Genomic DNA, 15,988 nt, shown 5'->3' on the forward strand with positions numbered 1-15,988 from the left:
ATCAGCCGATCAGAGCCAGACGGTGGGCGGCGGCAGCGGCCTCGCCTCGGGTGGAGACGCCGAGCTTGCCGAGGATGTTCGAGACGTGGACGCTCACCGTCTTGGCCGAGATGAACAGTTCGGCGGCGATGTCGCGGTTCGACCGCCCCTGGGAGACCAGCCGGAGCACCTCCTGCTCGCGTGGGGTCAGCAGGGGGTCGGCGCTCGGGGCCGCGTCCTGGGTCAATGTCACCCCGACCCTCCGGGCCAGGGACTCGATCTCCGTGACCAGCGGCTGCGCCGACAGCGCGAGGGCGATCGGATAGGCCGTGCGCAGCCGTACGGCGGCGCCTTCGCGGTCCCCAGCGCCGGCCGCCGCCCGCCCCGCGTGGAGCAGCGACCTGACGCGCATGAGGGGCCGGTCCAGCCGCTCCCAGGCGGCGGCCGCGGCATCGTGGTCGCGGCTGAAGCAGAGCCGGTAGGCCTCGGCCACCGGGCTGTCCACGGTCAGGGTGGCCCCGGCCTCCTCGATCCGGGCGCGTAGCGCCGCCACCCGTTCGGGCGCGAGCGCCTCGGTGGTCTCGCAGACCCCTGCCAGCAGGGCGAGCATCCGCCAGCCCAGCATGGGTTTGCTCAGGATCCGGGCCGTGCGGACGACCTCCTCGGCCACTTCCAGCGCGGCCAGCGGTTCGCCGCTCAGCATGTGCAGGCCGATTTTGAGCCGGGCGTTGGCCGTCAGCTCCTGGGTGAACTCCTCCTGGACGGCGAAGGCGTCCACCTCGTTCAGGACGGATCTGACCACCTCCGTCTCGCCGCGGGCGATCGCCACGTCCGCGCGGATCCGGCGCAGGTGGTGGCGGGTGCGCAGGGTCGGGTCCATGGTGAGCGCCTGGTCGGTCAGCTCGGCCGCCTCGTCGAATCTGCCCAGGGCCTCCAGCGCCTCCGCCCGGTTGTTGGCGATGAACGTGCCCGAGATGCGGTAGCGGCCGTACTTTCTGGCGAGCTGTTCGCCGTCGAGGGCCAGCTCGATGGCCTCGGCCGAGCGGCCCATGTTGTTGAGCGTGTCCACGGTGTTGTTGATGGCCCGGAGGATGATGCGGCCGGAGCCGACGCGCTCGCCGATCGTCTGGGCGGTCGCGTTGGCGGAGATCGTGGCGTCGAGGTGCCCCGTGATCGATTGGCCCAGGGCGAGGTTGAGCAGCAGGTCGGCTTCCAGGCACTCGTCGCCGTGCTCGCGGGCGATTTCGAGCGCCTCCTCGGTGAGGGCCGTCCCCTCGGTCACCTCGCCGCTGAACATCAGGAAGGAGCCCAGCTTGGACAGCACGTGGGCGCGGTCCAGTCCCGGTTCCGGGACCAGCCGCTCGGCGTAGCGGAGGTCGTCCAGCGCCCCGGGCTTCCGCTTGGACATCTTGAACTGCGACCGCCGTACGACGAGCTCGGCCACCCGCGCGGGCTCGGTCCGCTCGTCGAGCTCCTCCAGCGCGGCTTTGACGAACCTGAGGCCCCGTTCCACCTCGCCGCACGCGTGGGCCGCCTCCGAAGCCTGCTCCAGGACCGTGGTGTGGTCCACGCCGATCCGCTCCGCCGCGTCGGGGACCTTGTTCCACAACGTGAGCACCCGCTCCAGGAGCTGCATCTTCTCGTTGTAGGCGAAGGTCTTGGCGGCCTTTCCGGCGGCCTCCCAGGCGGAGATGAGGGCCCAGAGGTCGTCGCGGGCGGCGTACCAGTGGTGGGCGATCTCGATGGCGGCCCGGCCGCGCGGGACCAGCTCCCGGTCCCTGGCGATCTCCTCGGCGAAGCGGGCGTGCAGCCGTACGTGCTCGCCGGGCAGGAGCTCGTCGTGTACGGCCTCGCGGATCAGCGAGTGGCGGAAGGCGTAGGCGCGGCCGTCGGCGATCTGCAGCACGTTGGCGGCGATGGCGGGCCGCAGCGCGTTCTCCAGGTCCACGTCGGACAGCCCGCTGACCGCGGCGAGCAGGTCGTGGCCCACCCGCAGGCCGCCGGCGGCGGTGATGCGCAGCATCCGCTGGGTCTCGTCGGGGAGCTGCTCGACGGAGCCGATGATCAGATCGTGCAGGGATTCGGGGAAGGAGCAGTCGCCCCCGCACTCGACCAGCGCCTCGACGAACAGCGGGATGCCCTCGCTGCGCTGGAAGACCTTGCCGACCATGGCGAACTCGGGGGCCCTGCCGAGGATGCCGGCCATCTGGGCGGCCACCTCGTCCTGGTTGAGCCGGGGCAGGTCCAGCCGGAGGACGCCGTCCAGCCGGCCGAGCTCGGCGAGAACCGGCCGGAGCGGGTGCTGGCGGTGCAGGTCGTCGGAGCGGTAGGTGAGGACCATCAGGACCGGTGCGGTGCGCAGGTTCCGGCTGAGGAAGGCGATCAGGTCGCGGCTGGAACGGTCGGCCCAGTGGATGTCCTCGATGACCAGGATCACGGGGCGGCGTTCGGCCAGCCGCTCCAGCAGGGTGAGGATCTGTTCGAAGAGCCGCGCGCGGGCGGTGTCGCTCTCCAGGTCGCCGCTCGGCTTGCCGAACTCGGGCAGCAGCCGGGCCAGGTCACGTGCCCCGCCCTCGGGGAGCATCGCCGCGACCTCCTCGGCGCCGCACTCGCGGACGAGCTGGCGGATGGCCGCGGTGAACGGCGCGTAGGCGAGGCCTTCCGCGGACAGTTCCACGCAGCCGCCGATGAGCACGTGCGCTCCGTCGGCCGTGGCCCGCTCGGCGAAGCATCCGATCAGCCGGGTCTTGCCGACCCCGGCCTCGCCGCCGAGCAGGACGGCGGCGGCCGCGTTGTCGCGTGCCTGCTCGAAGGCCTCGGCCAGGCCCGCGAGCTCCGTCTCCCGCCCCACGAAGACGGGGCTTACCGCCCGACCCATCATGTCGTCCAGCATGTCATGCCTTATGGGTAGCTATCGCCCTATTTATCGTCGAGCGAAAGGGCCTACGGGGGCTGAGAGGCCCGGCCGGGCTGAGAGGGACGGCCGGGCTCTCGTGACGGGGTCATGCCGCGTTGATCTTGCCGAAGAAGCTCCGGCGGCGCTCTCCCTCAGCGCGGTTCTTCCTGGCCGCCTCGGCCTGGAGGGCGCGGCGGTGGTTGGCCGCCTGCTCGTGGAGTTCGGCGTTGCGGTTGATGATCATCTGGAGGTGAAGCTCGGGGCTCATTTCGAGTGCTCCTTGAGTGGTGCGATTTCCTTACACACTCAAGGTTCGTCCTAAGGCCCCCACCCCCACATCGGGCGGATGCCCTATCTCCGGGCGATCTCCGGCGTAGGGCTACCTAGGCCAGGCCGGCCGCCGCCTTAGACGGCTGTTTCAGGCGGCCCACCGCCTTAGACGCGCCACGTTCTGGACGGTCTCCGCCGTGGACATACGAGGGCGTGTCCTCAGGGGGCGGATGATCTCCCAGGCCGCCGCATCCCCGTCCGGTACGGGTGTTCGCGGGTCCGGGGGGGACGGTGCCGGACCATGATCGCAGCTCACGTCGGCGAATGTTGACGAAAACGGGCTGGGGGCCTGGGCAGCGTCCAGTTTGGAACTAATCACACCAGTCGGCATTCTGGAGGGGTGTCAACTATGACTACTCCGCTTGCCGACGTGGCCGCGTCCAACGTCACGCTGCGAGCTTTCCTGCACGGCCTGCCCGGTGTTGACCGTGTGGGCGCCGACCAGCGGGCTGCGATGCTCGGCACTCGATCGATCAAAACGACCGCCAAGGCGGAGGCCATCGACCTGGCGATCCGCATGGTGGACCTGACGACCCTCGAAGGCGCCGACACGCCGGGCAAGGTCCGCGCGATGTGTGCCAAGGCGGTCCGTCCCGACCCGAGTGACCCGACCGTGCCCTCGACGGCCGCGGTCTGCGTCTACCCCGACCTGGTCGCCCAGGCCGTCGGCGCTCTCGCCGGTTCCGGCGTGAAGGTGGCCAGCGTGGCGACCGCGTTCCCCAGCGGGCGCTCGTCCCTGGACGTCAAGGTCGCCGACACCGCGCTGGCGGTGGCGGCCGGAGCCGACGAGATCGACATGGTGATCGACCGGGGAGCGTTCCTCGCCGGCGACTACCTGAAGGTCTTCGAGGAGATCGTCGCGATCAAGGCCGCCTGCGGTGACGCGCACCTGAAGGTGATCCTGGAGACCGGCGAGCTGGCGACCTACGACAACGTACGGCGTGCGTCCTGGCTGGCCATGCTGGCCGGAGGAGACTTCATCAAGACCTCCACGGGCAAGGTGCAGCCCGCCGCGACCCTCCCGGTGACGCTGATCATGCTGGAGGCGGTCCGCGACTTCCTGGCGGCGACCGGCCGTAAGGTGGGGGTGAAGCCCGCGGGCGGCATCCGGACCACCAAGGACGCCATCAAGATGCTCGTCCTGGTCAACGAGACCGTCGGCGAGGGCTGGCTGGACCCCGACTGGTTCCGCCTCGGCGCCTCCACCCTGCTCAACGACCTGCTGATGCAACGTCAGAAGATGGCCACCGGCCGGTACGCGGGCCCCGACTACTTCACCCTGGACTGATTCGATGTTCGAATACGCACCGGCCCCCGAATCCCGCGACGTCGTCGACATCAAGCCGTCCTACGGTCTGTTCATCGGCGGCGAGTTCGTCGACGGGACGGGCACGTCGCTCAAGACGATCAACCCGGCGTCCGAGGAGGTCCTGGCCGAGGTGGCCGTCGCCTCCGCCGACGACGTGGACCGCGCCGTCCGGGCCGCCCGCGAGGCGTTCGGCACCTGGTCGGCGATGCCCGGCTCCGAGCGGGCGAAGTACCTGTTCCGGATCGCCCGCATCATCCAGGAGCGTTCGCGCGAGCTGGCCGTGCTGGAGAGCCTGGACAACGGCAAGCCGATCCGCGAGTCCCGCGACGTCGACCTTCCCCTGGTCGCGGCGCACTTCTTCTACTACGCGGGCTGGGCCGACAAGCTCGGCTACGCCGGGTACGGCCCGGCCCCGAGGCCGCTCGGCGTCGCCGGCCAGGTCATCCCGTGGAACTTCCCGCTGCTCATGCTCGCGTGGAAGATCGCCCCCGCGCTGGCCGCCGGCAACACGGTCGTCCTCAAGCCGGCCGAGACCACCCCGCTGAGCGCGCTGCTGTTCGCCGAGATCTGCCGGCAGGCCGATCTCCCGCCGGGCGTGGTCAACATCGTGACCGGCGCGGGCGAGACCGGCGCGGCCCTGGTGAACCACCCGGACGTGAACAAGATCGCCTTCACCGGCTCCACCGAGGTGGGCCGCCTGATCGCCCGCTCCGTCGCGGGATCGGGCAAGAAGGTCACCCTGGAGCTCGGCGGCAAGGCCGCAAACATCGTGTTCGACGACGCCGCGCTCGACCAGGCCGTCGAGGGCATCGTCAACGGGATCTTCTTCAACCAGGGGCACGTCTGCTGCGCGGGTTCCCGGCTGCTGGTCCAGGAGTCGATCGCGCCGGAGCTGCTCGACGCGCTGAAGCGGCGCCTCGGCACGCTGCGCCTGGGCGACCCGCTGGACAAGAACACCGACATCGGGGCGATCAACTCCGCCGCCCAGCTCGCCAAGATCCGCGAGCTGTCCGACCTCGGAGAGGCGGAGGGCGCCGAACGCTGGTCTCCGGCGTGCCCGCTGCCCGACAGGGGTTTCTGGTTCCCGCCGACGATCTTCACCGGTGTGGCCCAGTCGCACCGGATCGCCCGCGAGGAGGTCTTCGGCCCGGTCCTGTCCGTGCTGACCTTCCGTACCCCCGCCGAGGCCGTCGAGAAGGCCAACAACACCCCGTTCGGCCTGTCGGCGGGAGTGTGGACCGAGAAGGGTTCGCGCATCCTGTGGATGGCGGACAAGCTCCGTGCGGGTGTCGTCTGGGCCAACACCTTCAACAAGTTCGACCCCACCTCCCCGTTCGGCGGCTACAAGGAGTCCGGATATGGCAGGGAGGGCGGACGCCACGGGCTGGAGGCGTACCTCGATGTGTGAGCATCGCGAGGCCAGGCGCCGCACCCGCCGTTCCCAGAGCACCCGGGGCCACGATTTCGCCCGCGCCGGCCGTCCGGGGCCGCGGGGCTGGTTCGCCCACCGGTGCGGGGTAAGCCGTTGCGGTCAGATCTTCGTGCCGGCACGGCTGGTACAGCAGGAGAGCATATGGAGAGGGCGGGGAGATGAGTAAGGCGGAGCGGTCCAGTGGCCGCGAGCCCGTACGGCAGGCCGTGCGTAAGACCTACAAGCTGTACATCGGCGGGGCGTTCCCGCGTTCGGAGAGCGGAAGGTCCTACGTGGTGACCTCCTCCAAGGGCGACTTCCTGGCCAACGCTTCGAAGGCCTCCCGCAAGGACGCCCGCGATGCTGTCTCCGCCGCGCGCAAGGCCTTCGGAGGCTGGTCCGGCGCGACGCCGTACAACCGGGGGCAGGTCCTCTACCGCGTCGCCGAGATGCTGGAGAGCCGCCGGGCACAGTTCGTCGCCGAACTGGCCGAGACGGGCACGAAGAAGGCCGGAGACGTCGTGGACGCGGCCGTCGACCGGCTGGTCTGGTACGCCGGCTGGACAGACAAGATCGCCGCGGTGGCCGGGGCCACCAACCCGGTCGCCGGGCCGTACTTCAACATCTCCTCGCCGGAGCCGACCGGCGTGGTCGCGGTGGTCGCCCCGGACGAGCCCCTGCTCGGGCTCGTCTCGGTGATCGCCCCGGTGATCGCCACGGGCAACACCTGTGTCGTGATCGCCAGTGAGCGCGCCCCGCTGCCCTCCATCACCCTGGCCGAGGTGCTCGCCACCTCCGACCTGCCCGGCGGCGTGGTCAACATCCTCACCGGCTCGGTCAAGGAGATCGCTCCCTGGCTGGCTGCGCACATGGACGTCAACGCCATCGATCTGACCGGCGTCGCCGACCAGGACCTGGCGGTCAGATGTGAGGAGGCGGCGGCGGAGAACCTCAAGCGCGTCCTGCGCCCCGCCGAGACCGACTGGTCGGCCGACCCCGGCACCAAGCGCCTGACGGCCTTCCTGGAGACCAAGACGGTCTGGCACCCCATCGGCGTCTGAACCGCTCGTCGGCGCCGGGGCGGGTTACCGCTCCGGCGCCGGTACGGCGGCCCGTCAGTCGAGCGGGGCGTGGCGGAGCCAGGGATGGGCGTTCTCCAGCTGGGCGGCCAGGGCCAGTAGCTGCGTCTCGCCCCCCGGGGCGGCGATGAGCTGGACGCCGATGGGCATGCCGGTGGAGTGCCAGCCGTACGGGAGGGTCATGGCAGGCCAGCCGGCCATGTTCCAGACCCCGGTGGCGGGGGCGTACGTCAGGTTGGTCCGCATGTTGGCCAGCAGCCCGCGCCGGCCCCAGCGCTCGGCGGACGGGGGGATGGTGGCGAGTGTCGGGGTGATGAGCACGTCGGCGTTGCCGAACCACTGGTCGGCCCCGTAGGCGCGCCAGCGGTCACGGCCCGCTGAGCCGTCCATCCCGAACCTGGCGAGCAGCCGGCCCATTCTCGCAAGCGACCTGGTGCGCCGCTCCAGCCTGCGCGGGTCGAGCCCCTCCACGTCCTGCCGGGCGCAGGAGAGCCAGGTGGCGATCGTGGCGGAGCCGAGCCAGCCGGGCATCCGGGCGTCGTGCTCCACCACGGTGTGGCCCGCGGAGCCGAGGGTGTCCGCCGCCTCGACCGCCGCTCGCTGGAACTCGGCGTCCACCGCGAACCCCGGCGGCAGCGGTGCCGGGGCCAGCGCGATCCGCAGCTTCACCGGTTCCGACGGGGTGAGCCCGCCCGGGTAGTCGTCGAGGGCGCTGCCGATTTCGAGGGACTCGCTCTCGCCGGGCGTCGCCAGGGACATGTCGTCCGCCATCACCGCCAACGCCAGGGCGAGGTCGGCCACGGTCGTGGCCAGCGGGCCGTTCTCCGACATCCCGTGCCAGTCGTGCTCGGGCGCGGGGACCACCCCATGGCCCGGCTTGATCGAGACGATCCCGCAGCAGGCGGCCGGGATGCGCAGCGAACCGAGCCCGTCGTTGCCGTGGGCCAGCGGGACCATCCCCGCGGCCACGGCCGCCGCGCTCCCGCTCGACGACCCGCCCGGGGTGCGGTTCAGGTCCCAGGGATTGCGCGTCACGCCGTACACGCTGTCGGAGAACCCCACCAGGCACAGCTCCGGCACGTTGGTGATCCCCACGACCACCGCCCCCGCCGCCCTGAGCCTGGCGACCACCGGATGGTCCTCGGTGGCGGCGCCGTTCGACGTGGCCGCGGATCCGTTGCGTGTCGCCTCCCCCCGGACCGCGACATTGTCCTTGATCGCGACGGGTACTCCGGCGAGCGGCAGTCCGGCCAGGTCGTCCCGCTCCTGTAAGGTCCGCGCCTCGGCGAGCGCCCGTTCGGTGCGGACCTTGCGGAACGCCCCGATGCGCTCGTCGTACTTGGCGATCGTCTGGAGGTGTTCCTCGACGACCGCCGGCGCGGTGACCCTTCCCCGTCGTACGGCCTCCGCGATCTCCGCTGCGGACTTTCCCACCCACGGCATGAACCGAGTGTGGTCCGGCGGATGCCTTAACGGAAGCTTCTCACATCTCAATCAGGTGACTTGTCCGGCTCGTCGGCGTTATCCCGCTCTGTCCCGCCGTCCGATCCGGCCGTCTCCCGCTCGGTCCGCCTGAGGTCACGGCCCGCTCCCCGGAGAGCCAGGCGCAGCGCGTACTCGAGCTGGGCGTTGACGCTCCGCAGGTCGTCGGCCGCCCACTTGGCGATTGCCTCGTAGACGGCCGGGTCGATCCTGAGCAGGACCTTTTTGCGCTCAGCCATACAGACTGCCGGCGTTGACCACCGGCTGGATCGCCCGGTCGCCGCAGAGGACGACCAGCAGGTTGGACACCATCTGTGCCTTGCGCTCCTCGTCGAGATCCACGACGCCCTCCTCGGCCAGCCTGTTCAACGCGAGCTGCACCATTCCTACCGCGCCCGCGACGATCTGGGTGCGCGCCGCGACGACCTGGGTGGCCTGCTGCCGGACCAGCATCGCCTGGGCGATCTCCGGAGCGTAGGCGAGGTGGGTGATCCGGGCCTCCAGCACCTCCACCCCGGCCAGGTGGGTGCGCTCGCTCAGCTCGGTGGTGAGCTCGGCGGCCACCTCGGCACCGTCGCGCAGGCTGGTGCGGCCCTCATCGTGGGCGTCGTAGGGGTGGGTGGTGGCCAGGTGCCGGACGGCGGCCTCGGACTGGATCGCCACGTAGTTCTCGTAGTCGTCGACGGCGAAAGCGGCCGTGGCGGTGTCGACCACCTTGTAGACGACGACGGCCCCGATCTCCACGGGGTTGCCGTCGGCGTCGTTCACCTTGAGCTTGGCCGTCTCGAAGTTGCGCACCCGGAGGGTGACCCGCCGCCTGTTGGTGAACGGCAGCACCCACACGAAGCCGGCCTCGTTCACCGAGCCGACGTAGCGGCCCAGGAACTGCACGACCTGCGCCTCGTTCGGGTTGACAACCGCGAAGCCGGTGGCCACGAGGACCACGACGACCCCCCACAGGATCGCGGCGACGGGGATCTGGGTCGAGTCGATCGCCTGCGTCACCGCGGCCAGGACGATCCCGAGGATCACCAGTCCGGCCAGAACGGCGAATCCGTTCATCCGGAAAGCACGTCGTTCCATGAGTCCCGCCTCTGCTATCGAAGTGATATCACCAAGATATCCCATATCGGGCGATCGCGTGCAAGCCGTACGGAGGCTCAGCGGCGGGGGTGGCTGGTCCGGCGGGTGGCGACGGCGGAAAGGGGATCCTCGGGCCACGGGTGCCTGGGATAGCGGCCCCGCAGCTCGGCACGGACCGAGCGGTAGCCGTCACCGCGCCAGAAGGAGGCCAGGTCGGCGGTGACCGCGGCCGGGCGGCCCGCGGGGGAGAGCAGGTGAACGACCAGGGGCACCCCGGCCACACGCGGGGCCTCGTCCCAGCCGAACAGCTCCTGCAGCTTGGCTGCCAGAACCGGCTGGTCGCCGGAGTAGTCGACCCTGATCCGCGACCCGCTCGGCACCTCGATCCGCTCGGGGGCGACCTCCGCCAGGCGCGCGCTCCACGGGACCAGGCGGTGCAGGGCCGAGGTCACGTCGATCCGCTCCAGGTCGGAGCGGCGGCGGGCGCGGGACAGCTCGGGCTCCAGCCACAGGTCGGCCGCGTCGATCAGGGCCTCGTCGTCCATCGGGTGCCATGGATCGCCGAGCGTCCGGTGGCAGAAGGCCAGGCGCTCGCGCAGGGCGACGGCCTCGGGTGTCCAGCGGAGGATCGCCAGGCCCTCGGCGCGCAGGCCGTCCAGTACGGCGGGGCGGACGTCGGCGTCGCGGAGCCGGGCCGAGGACAGCTCGATGGCACCGAGTCGCTCCACCCGGCGTGCCGAGACGTCACCGCGCCGCTCGCCGCGCGGGACGTGCCACACCACCTCCTCGCCGGTGCCGTACAGGGGAGCGGCGGCGAGCCGGGCGGTCTCCTCGTCGATCACGACGGCCTGCCTGATCCGGGCCGAGGCGGCCCCGGCGGGCCGGTCCGCCACCGCGACGGCCAGCCACTCCGCGCTTGCCAGCCGTGACCCCGGCGGGAGGTCCGCGGCCGTCCCCGACGCCATGAGGTAGGAGCCGCCCCGCCGCCTGGCCACCCGCTCCGGATAGGCCAGCGCCACCACCAGGCCGGCCAGGGCGTCGTCGCCCGCCGCCGGTCCCGTGCGGTCCCCGGTCCGTGTGGGAGTCCGGCCGGTCTCCGCGTCCCGTACGGCCTGCGGCGGAGCGCCGTCCGCTCGGGGGACGGCCCGGGACAGACGTCTCGCCTCCTGGCGCCAGCGCGCAGAGAAGCCGTCGCCGCTCCGCCGGGCGGAACGCCAGACCGAGACCAGGTCGTCGCCCGCGTCCCTGGGGAGCTGCTCCGACAGCAGCGCCACCACCTCGGCGGCCCGGGGGCCGACGTCGATCAGAGCCCTGGCCAGGCGGGGATGGACCCCGGCGGCGGCCATCCGCCGTCCCCGGGCGGTGACCCGCCCGTCAAGAGCACCCGGGGTGTCCGGGGAACGCGGGCCGCCGGGAGAGCCCAGAGCACCCAGGGCGTGCAGGGTCCGCCGGGCGGCGTCCATCGCGGCGGACGGGGGCGGATCGAGCAGGGCCAGGCCGGTGGCGGCGGGATCACCCCAGCAGGCGGCCTGGAGGGCGAAGCCGGTCAGGTCGGCGAGGGCGATCTCGGGCTGGGCGTGCTCGGGGAGCCGGTCGTGCTCGGCCTGTGACCAGCACCGGTACACCACGCCCGGTGCCTCCCGGCCGGCTCGCCCGGCTCGCTGGACGGCCGAGGCCCTGGACACGCGGACGGTGGTGAGCGAGCCGAGGCCGCGGGCGTGGTCGGTGCGAGGCTCGCGGGCCAGCCCGGAGTCGACCACGATCCGGACGCCGGGGACGGTCAGGCTCGACTCGGCGACCGAGGTGGCGAGCACCACCCGCCGGGCCTCGCCGGGCGAGAGCACGGCGTCCTGGACGTGGGCCGGTGCCTGGCCGTGGACCTGGAGGACCTCGACGCCGGGAAGCATCGCGGCCACCCGGCCGATCTCGCCGACCCCCGGCAGGAAGCACAGCACATCTCCCTCGTGCTCGGCCAGCGCACGCCGTACGACGCCGGCGACGTGAGCCAGGAACGCCGGATCCACCCGTAGCCCGTGGGGAGGGGTGACGGGCCCGGCGGGCGGCGCCCAGACGGGCGTGACCGGGTGCATGGTGCCGGAGGCGTGCACGACCGGCGCCGGGCCGTCGGAGCCGAGCAGCCGGGCCCAGGACGCGGCGTCGGCGGTGGCGGAGGTGGCGATGATCCGCAGGTCGGGGCGGAGGGCGGCACGGACGTCGAGGAGGAAGGCCAGGGCGGTGTCGGCGTCCAGGTGGCGTTCGTGGCACTCGTCCACCAGGACCGCGTCCACGCCGCCGAGCTCGGGGTCACGCTGGAGCCGCTGGAGGAGGACCCCGGTGGTGACGACCTCGACGACCGTTCTCGGGCCGGTCCTGCGCTCGCCGCGGACCGAGAACCCGACCTCGGCGCCCACCTCCGACTCCAGCAGCCACGCCATCCGCCGGGCCGCCGCCCGCACCGCCATCCGGCGGGGTTCGGCCACGACCACCCGCTTCGGGGCCGAGCCGCCGAGGAGCCCGGCCAGCGCGAGCGGGACGAGCGTGGTCTTGCCCGTTCCGGGAGGCGCGGTGAGCACGGCGACGCCCCGCCCGTCCAGGGCCGCGAGCAGCTCGGGCAGAACGTGACGGACGGGAAGGCCTGACCAGTCGGAACGCACCCGCCCAGTCTCCCCGAGACCGGCGGCCGGTGGGGAAAGGGGGGCGCCGGTGTCCGGGCGCCGGGGCCCGTACGGCGCGCGACCATGTCCCGGCCCTCCGCGAGGGCCGGGGCGGACCGTCAGGCCGAGGGGTCGAGAACGCCGGAGCTCACCAGGGCGATGATGGCGATGCCGAGGATGATGCGGTAGATCACGAAGCCGGTGAAACGGTGGGTGCCGATGTACTTCAGGAACCACGCCACCGCGGCGTAGCCGACGACGAACGAGATCACGGTGGCCAGGATCGTCGGGCCCCAGTCGGGGGCGCCACCCTCGCCGATCTTGAACAGCTCCAGGAAGCCCGAACCCAGCACGGCCGGGATGGCCAGCAGGAAGGAGTATTTCGCGGCCTCCTCCCGGCGGTAGTCCAGCAGCAGGCCGGCGCTGATCGTGCCGCCGGAGCGGGAGACACCCGGGATCAGGGCGAGCGACTGGGCGAAGCCGTACACCAGGGCGTGCGTGAGACTGAGGTTCTTCCGCAGCGTGAGCTTGTTGCGGGCGGTGCGGTCGGCGAACCAGAGGATCAGGCCGAAGACGATCAGAGTCGTGCCGATCAGGCGCAGATCGCGGAAGGCGGTCTCGATGGAGTCCTTGAAGGCCAGGCCGAGGATGACGATCGGAAGGGTTCCGATGATCACGTACCAGCCCATCCTCGCGGCGTGGTGCGAGCGCAGCTCGCGATTCCACAGCGACCGGACCCAGGTGGAGATGATCTCCCAGATCTCCTTGCGGAAGTAGATCACCACCGCGGCCTCGGTGCCGAGCTGGATCACCGCGGTGAACGCGGCACCGGGATCCTGCCAGCCGAAGAACGCCGACACGACTCTGACGTGAGCGCTTGAGGAGACCGGCAGAAATTCCGTCAATCCCTGCACGAGTCCGAGGACAACCGCTTCGAACCAGCCGATCAACTTGGGCACCTTCCGTCCCCAGCGCGTGCGTGACGTACGCGAGGGTAGCGGAGCCTGGGACCTTCCGTGACCAGGCCATCCGGCTGGGACCGCTGTCAACCGGACGGCAGCGGGAAAACTCACGGACGATGCCGGCGTCCAGGGGCACGCTGTCCGGACGGGTGGCGGTGGGCCAAGCCGCGTCCTGACCTCCGCGACGGGGTACGGCTCCCGCCACGGATGGCGGGAGCCGTACGCGCGCCTATCGGGTGATCTTGACGTCGTCGACGCCGGCCTCGACGAGTGAGGCGCCGGCGGCGTCGGCGGCCTCGATCAGGACGCGGACGGTCTGTCCGGCGTAGGAGGAGATGTCGACGTTGGCGGTGGCCCAGGCGCCGTTGCGGTTGGTGGCCGCGCCGAGCTGCTGGAACACCTGGGTCGTGGTGGAGCCGACGACCTTCACCCGCAGGAAGTCGGCACTGGAGGAGTTGGAGCCGTGCGCCAGATACCAGGAGAAGGCCAGTTTGAGCGTGCCGCCGGACGGCAGGGCGATGGCCGGTGACTGGATGCTGGTGATGCCGTCGTCGACGTCGTAGTCCCCGGCGGAGGCGCCGGCCAGCCGTCCGGTGACCAGGTCGTTGACGCCGCTGACCGTGGTGCCGAGCTGTTTGGCGCCGCTGGAGTTGGTGGCCTGGGGGACACCGCGCTCCCACTGGCCGAGGGTGGCGGTGTCGGTGCCGCCGGGGTTGACGGTCCAGCCGGTCGCCGTCTCGAAGGTGTCCTGCCAGACGACTGCGGGCGGGGTGGCGGTGGCGGTCGTCCACACCGCGTAGGCGATCGCGTTGGCGTTGCGGCTCAGCGCCGTGTCGTTGATGTTCGCCGAGGTGTCGCACGCCCGGTGGTAACAGGCGTCGAACGCCTGCCCCGCCGTACCGCCCCAGAGGGTGGCCTGGGCGCTGGACTTGATGCCCTCCGCGCCGGTGAACGTGCCGCCGGCGGGGATGCCGACGTTGATGAACGGTCCGTAGTCGGAGCGGCCGTCGAAGTCGGTCCCCCGGGTGGGCACGCCGATCGAGCTGAAGTAGGCCGCGAGTGTCGCCTCCAGCTGGGCGGAGCCCGCCGGGCCGGGGCCCGAGCCGACGCGGTCGGAGTCGTCGCCGTCGTAGATGAAGTAGCCGGCGTTGGGCGAGGCGACCATGTCGAAGTTCAGGTAGCCCTTGATCTTGGACCGTTCGGCGGCCGGGAGGTTCGTCACGTAGTACTGCGAGCCGCGGAGGCCCAGCTCCTCGGCGCCCCACCAGGCGAAACGGAGGTGCTTGGTGGGTGCCAGGGCCTGGCGGGAGACCTCCAGCGCGGTCTCCAGGATGGCGGCGCTGCCGGAACCGTTGTCGTTGATACCCGGTCCGGCGGTCACGCTGTCGAGGTGGCCGCCGACCATGAGGATGTCGTTCGGGTCGCCGCCCGGCCAGTCGGCGATGACGTTGTAACCGGTCGCGCCGCTGTAGGAGAACGGCTGCAGGGTGGTGGTGAACCCGGCGCCGTCGAGCAGGCCCTTGACGTAGTTCGCCGAGGCGAGATGGCCCGGACGGCCGTGGGCGCGGTTGCCGCCGTTGGCGTTGGCGATGGACTGGAACTGGGTGAGGTGTGCCTTCATGTTGGCCAGTGAGATGTTCGGCGGGGCGGCCGCTGACGCGGCCGGTGCGGTGAGCGCCAGGGGGATGGCCAGGATCGCCGTCATCCCGATGGTGGTCCACAGGTTGCGCATCATGCTCCTCGGGTTGGGGGGTGGGGGGTCCCCGAGCGGCGCGCACTCCGGGCGGGGTGCGCGCCGTACAGCGTGGTGGTGCGCCTGGGGCGTGCCCCGTGGACCTTCCGCCTGCCGAGGCCGGCCGGGCGCCGCCTCGTCACGGCGGGATCCGCCGGACAGGACCTAACAGCTCCTAACGGAATGACTTTCGCTGTGCCCCTGCCCGTCTCGACGCCGGGGAACTTTTCAGCAGGATCACGCATCTAACAGCTCATGATCGAAATGTCGGGCAAGCGAGCGATGATATCGATGATCGCAACGGCCGTCATGGTGGCCTCGGCGGTCGGCGCGGCCAGTACGGCCCAGGCGGAGACCGTCAAGATCCCCAAAGGGTTTCTGCTGACCGAGGCCGAGGCGACCAAGCCCCTCGCTGAGGATCAGGCGGCCGATGAGTGGTGGACGGTCAGCGACAAGCTGACCAAGCCGCTTGAGCTCAACCCCTGCCGCTCCAAGGAGAAGCCCCGCGATGGCCGCATCGCGATGCGGACCATCATCGGGGGGACCAGCGCCCCCTCGTACGTCACCGAGCAGCTCGTGCTGTATCCCAGCGCGAAGAACGCCGGGGCCGCGTTCCGCAAGCTCCGCGCCGACGTGGAAAAATGCGCTAAGGCCAAGGCTCCGCAGACGGCGACCGTGGCCGGGGGCTTTCACCGCTACACCGGCAAGAAGGTGAACATCGCAGACGAGGCCCTGCTGGTCAAGGGGAGCTCCTACGAAAGGGGCACGGAGGAGCCCCTCAAGGGCGAGCTGTACATCTCCGGCGGAGAGCGGTACGTCGTCGTCCGCCGCGGGAGCGCCTTGGGCCTCTACACCGCCGACTCCTACTGGGCCGGCGAGGACACGACCAAGATACTCACCAACAGGGCAAAGAAGATGGCCAAGAAGGTCTGCGACCTTCCCGGCGTGTGTACTCGGCGAGGATGATTGCCGGCTCTCGGCCGATGTCCGGCAACGCTCGTGGTGGGCATCGCCGGACATCGAGTCCCTCCGCTCCCATAGAAAGAGATCCTCAAAGACAGTGCGGCAGGC

At 71.2% G+C, this 15,988-nt stretch carries 12 protein-coding genes; 4 read left to right on the top strand and 8 right to left on the bottom strand.

The window, feature by feature from the left end; all coding sequences use genetic code 11:
• Nucleotide 1: 1 nt before the first annotated feature.
• Nucleotides 2–2,872: a helix-turn-helix transcriptional regulator gene (locus tag ACIN94_RS02805; protein WP_400698683.1), complete on the bottom strand. Its 2,871-nt coding sequence runs from the start codon at nt 2,870–2,872 to the stop codon at nt 2–4.
• 109 nt (nt 2,873–2,981) lie between these two features.
• Nucleotides 2,982–3,143: a hypothetical protein gene (locus ACIN94_RS02810; protein WP_400698686.1), complete on the bottom strand. Its 162-nt coding sequence runs from the start codon at nt 3,141–3,143 to the stop codon at nt 2,982–2,984.
• A gap of 411 nt (nt 3,144–3,554) precedes the next feature.
• On the opposite strand from ACIN94_RS02810, the gene deoC reads away from it, so the two are divergent.
• From deoC to ACIN94_RS02825, 3 genes are all read left to right on the top strand, one after another.
• The gene (gene deoC / locus ACIN94_RS02815) at nt 3,555–4,493 is read left to right on the top strand and encodes a deoxyribose-phosphate aldolase (protein ID WP_400698689.1); all 939 of its coding nucleotides are present in this window, start codon (nt 3,555–3,557) and stop codon (nt 4,491–4,493) included.
• Between the two features lie 4 nt (nt 4,494–4,497).
• Nucleotides 4,498–5,922 (top strand): aldehyde dehydrogenase family protein, encoded by a 1,425-nt coding sequence (locus ACIN94_RS02820; protein ID WP_400698692.1) that lies wholly within the window; start codon nt 4,498–4,500, stop codon nt 5,920–5,922.
• Nucleotides 5,923–6,104: 182 nt separating this feature from the next.
• Nucleotides 6,105–6,986 (top strand): aldehyde dehydrogenase family protein, encoded by an 882-nt coding sequence (locus tag ACIN94_RS02825; protein WP_400698695.1) that lies wholly within the window; start codon nt 6,105–6,107, stop codon nt 6,984–6,986.
• 54 nt (nt 6,987–7,040) lie between these two features.
• Here the strand turns inward: ACIN94_RS02825 and ACIN94_RS02830 are convergent, their stop codons facing one another.
• The 6 genes from ACIN94_RS02830 to ACIN94_RS02855 all read right to left on the bottom strand — a co-directional run bounded on the left by ACIN94_RS02830 (nt 7,041) and on the right by ACIN94_RS02855 (nt 14,920).
• Complete coding sequence (locus ACIN94_RS02830) at nt 7,041–8,447, bottom strand: amidase (protein ID WP_400698697.1); 1,407 nt, start codon at nt 8,445–8,447, stop codon at nt 7,041–7,043.
• 47 nt (nt 8,448–8,494) lie between these two features.
• The gene (locus ACIN94_RS02835; protein ID WP_400698699.1) at nt 8,495–8,725 is read right to left on the bottom strand and encodes a hypothetical protein; all 231 of its coding nucleotides are present in this window, start codon (nt 8,723–8,725) and stop codon (nt 8,495–8,497) included.
• On the bottom strand, nt 8,718–9,569 hold the full coding sequence (locus ACIN94_RS02840; protein WP_400698702.1) for an SPFH domain-containing protein: 852 nt from the start codon (nt 9,567–9,569) through the stop codon (nt 8,718–8,720). The genes ACIN94_RS02835 and ACIN94_RS02840 overlap by 8 nt, the downstream gene beginning before the upstream one ends.
• A gap of 77 nt (nt 9,570–9,646) precedes the next feature.
• Entirely contained in the window at nt 9,647–12,223 is a 2,577-nt protein-coding gene (gene hrpB / locus ACIN94_RS02845) for an ATP-dependent helicase HrpB (RefSeq protein ID WP_400698704.1), read from the bottom strand.
• Nucleotides 12,224–12,342: 119 nt separating this feature from the next.
• On the bottom strand, nt 12,343–13,182 hold the full coding sequence (locus ACIN94_RS02850) for an undecaprenyl-diphosphate phosphatase (RefSeq protein ID WP_400698706.1): 840 nt from the start codon (nt 13,180–13,182) through the stop codon (nt 12,343–12,345).
• 232 nt (nt 13,183–13,414) lie between these two features.
• Nucleotides 13,415–14,920 (bottom strand): M28 family peptidase, encoded by a 1,506-nt coding sequence (locus ACIN94_RS02855; RefSeq protein WP_400698708.1) that lies wholly within the window; start codon nt 14,918–14,920, stop codon nt 13,415–13,417.
• A gap of 288 nt (nt 14,921–15,208) precedes the next feature.
• Between ACIN94_RS02855 and ACIN94_RS02860 the strand changes: the two genes are divergently transcribed.
• On the top strand, nt 15,209–15,883 hold the full coding sequence (locus tag ACIN94_RS02860; RefSeq protein WP_400698710.1) for a hypothetical protein: 675 nt from the start codon (nt 15,209–15,211) through the stop codon (nt 15,881–15,883).
• Nucleotides 15,884–15,988 lie beyond the last annotated feature (105 nt).

The organism is Streptosporangium sp. NPDC087985 (assembly GCF_044741965.1).
Taxonomy (GTDB): Bacteria; Actinomycetota; Actinomycetes; order Streptosporangiales; family Streptosporangiaceae; genus Streptosporangium.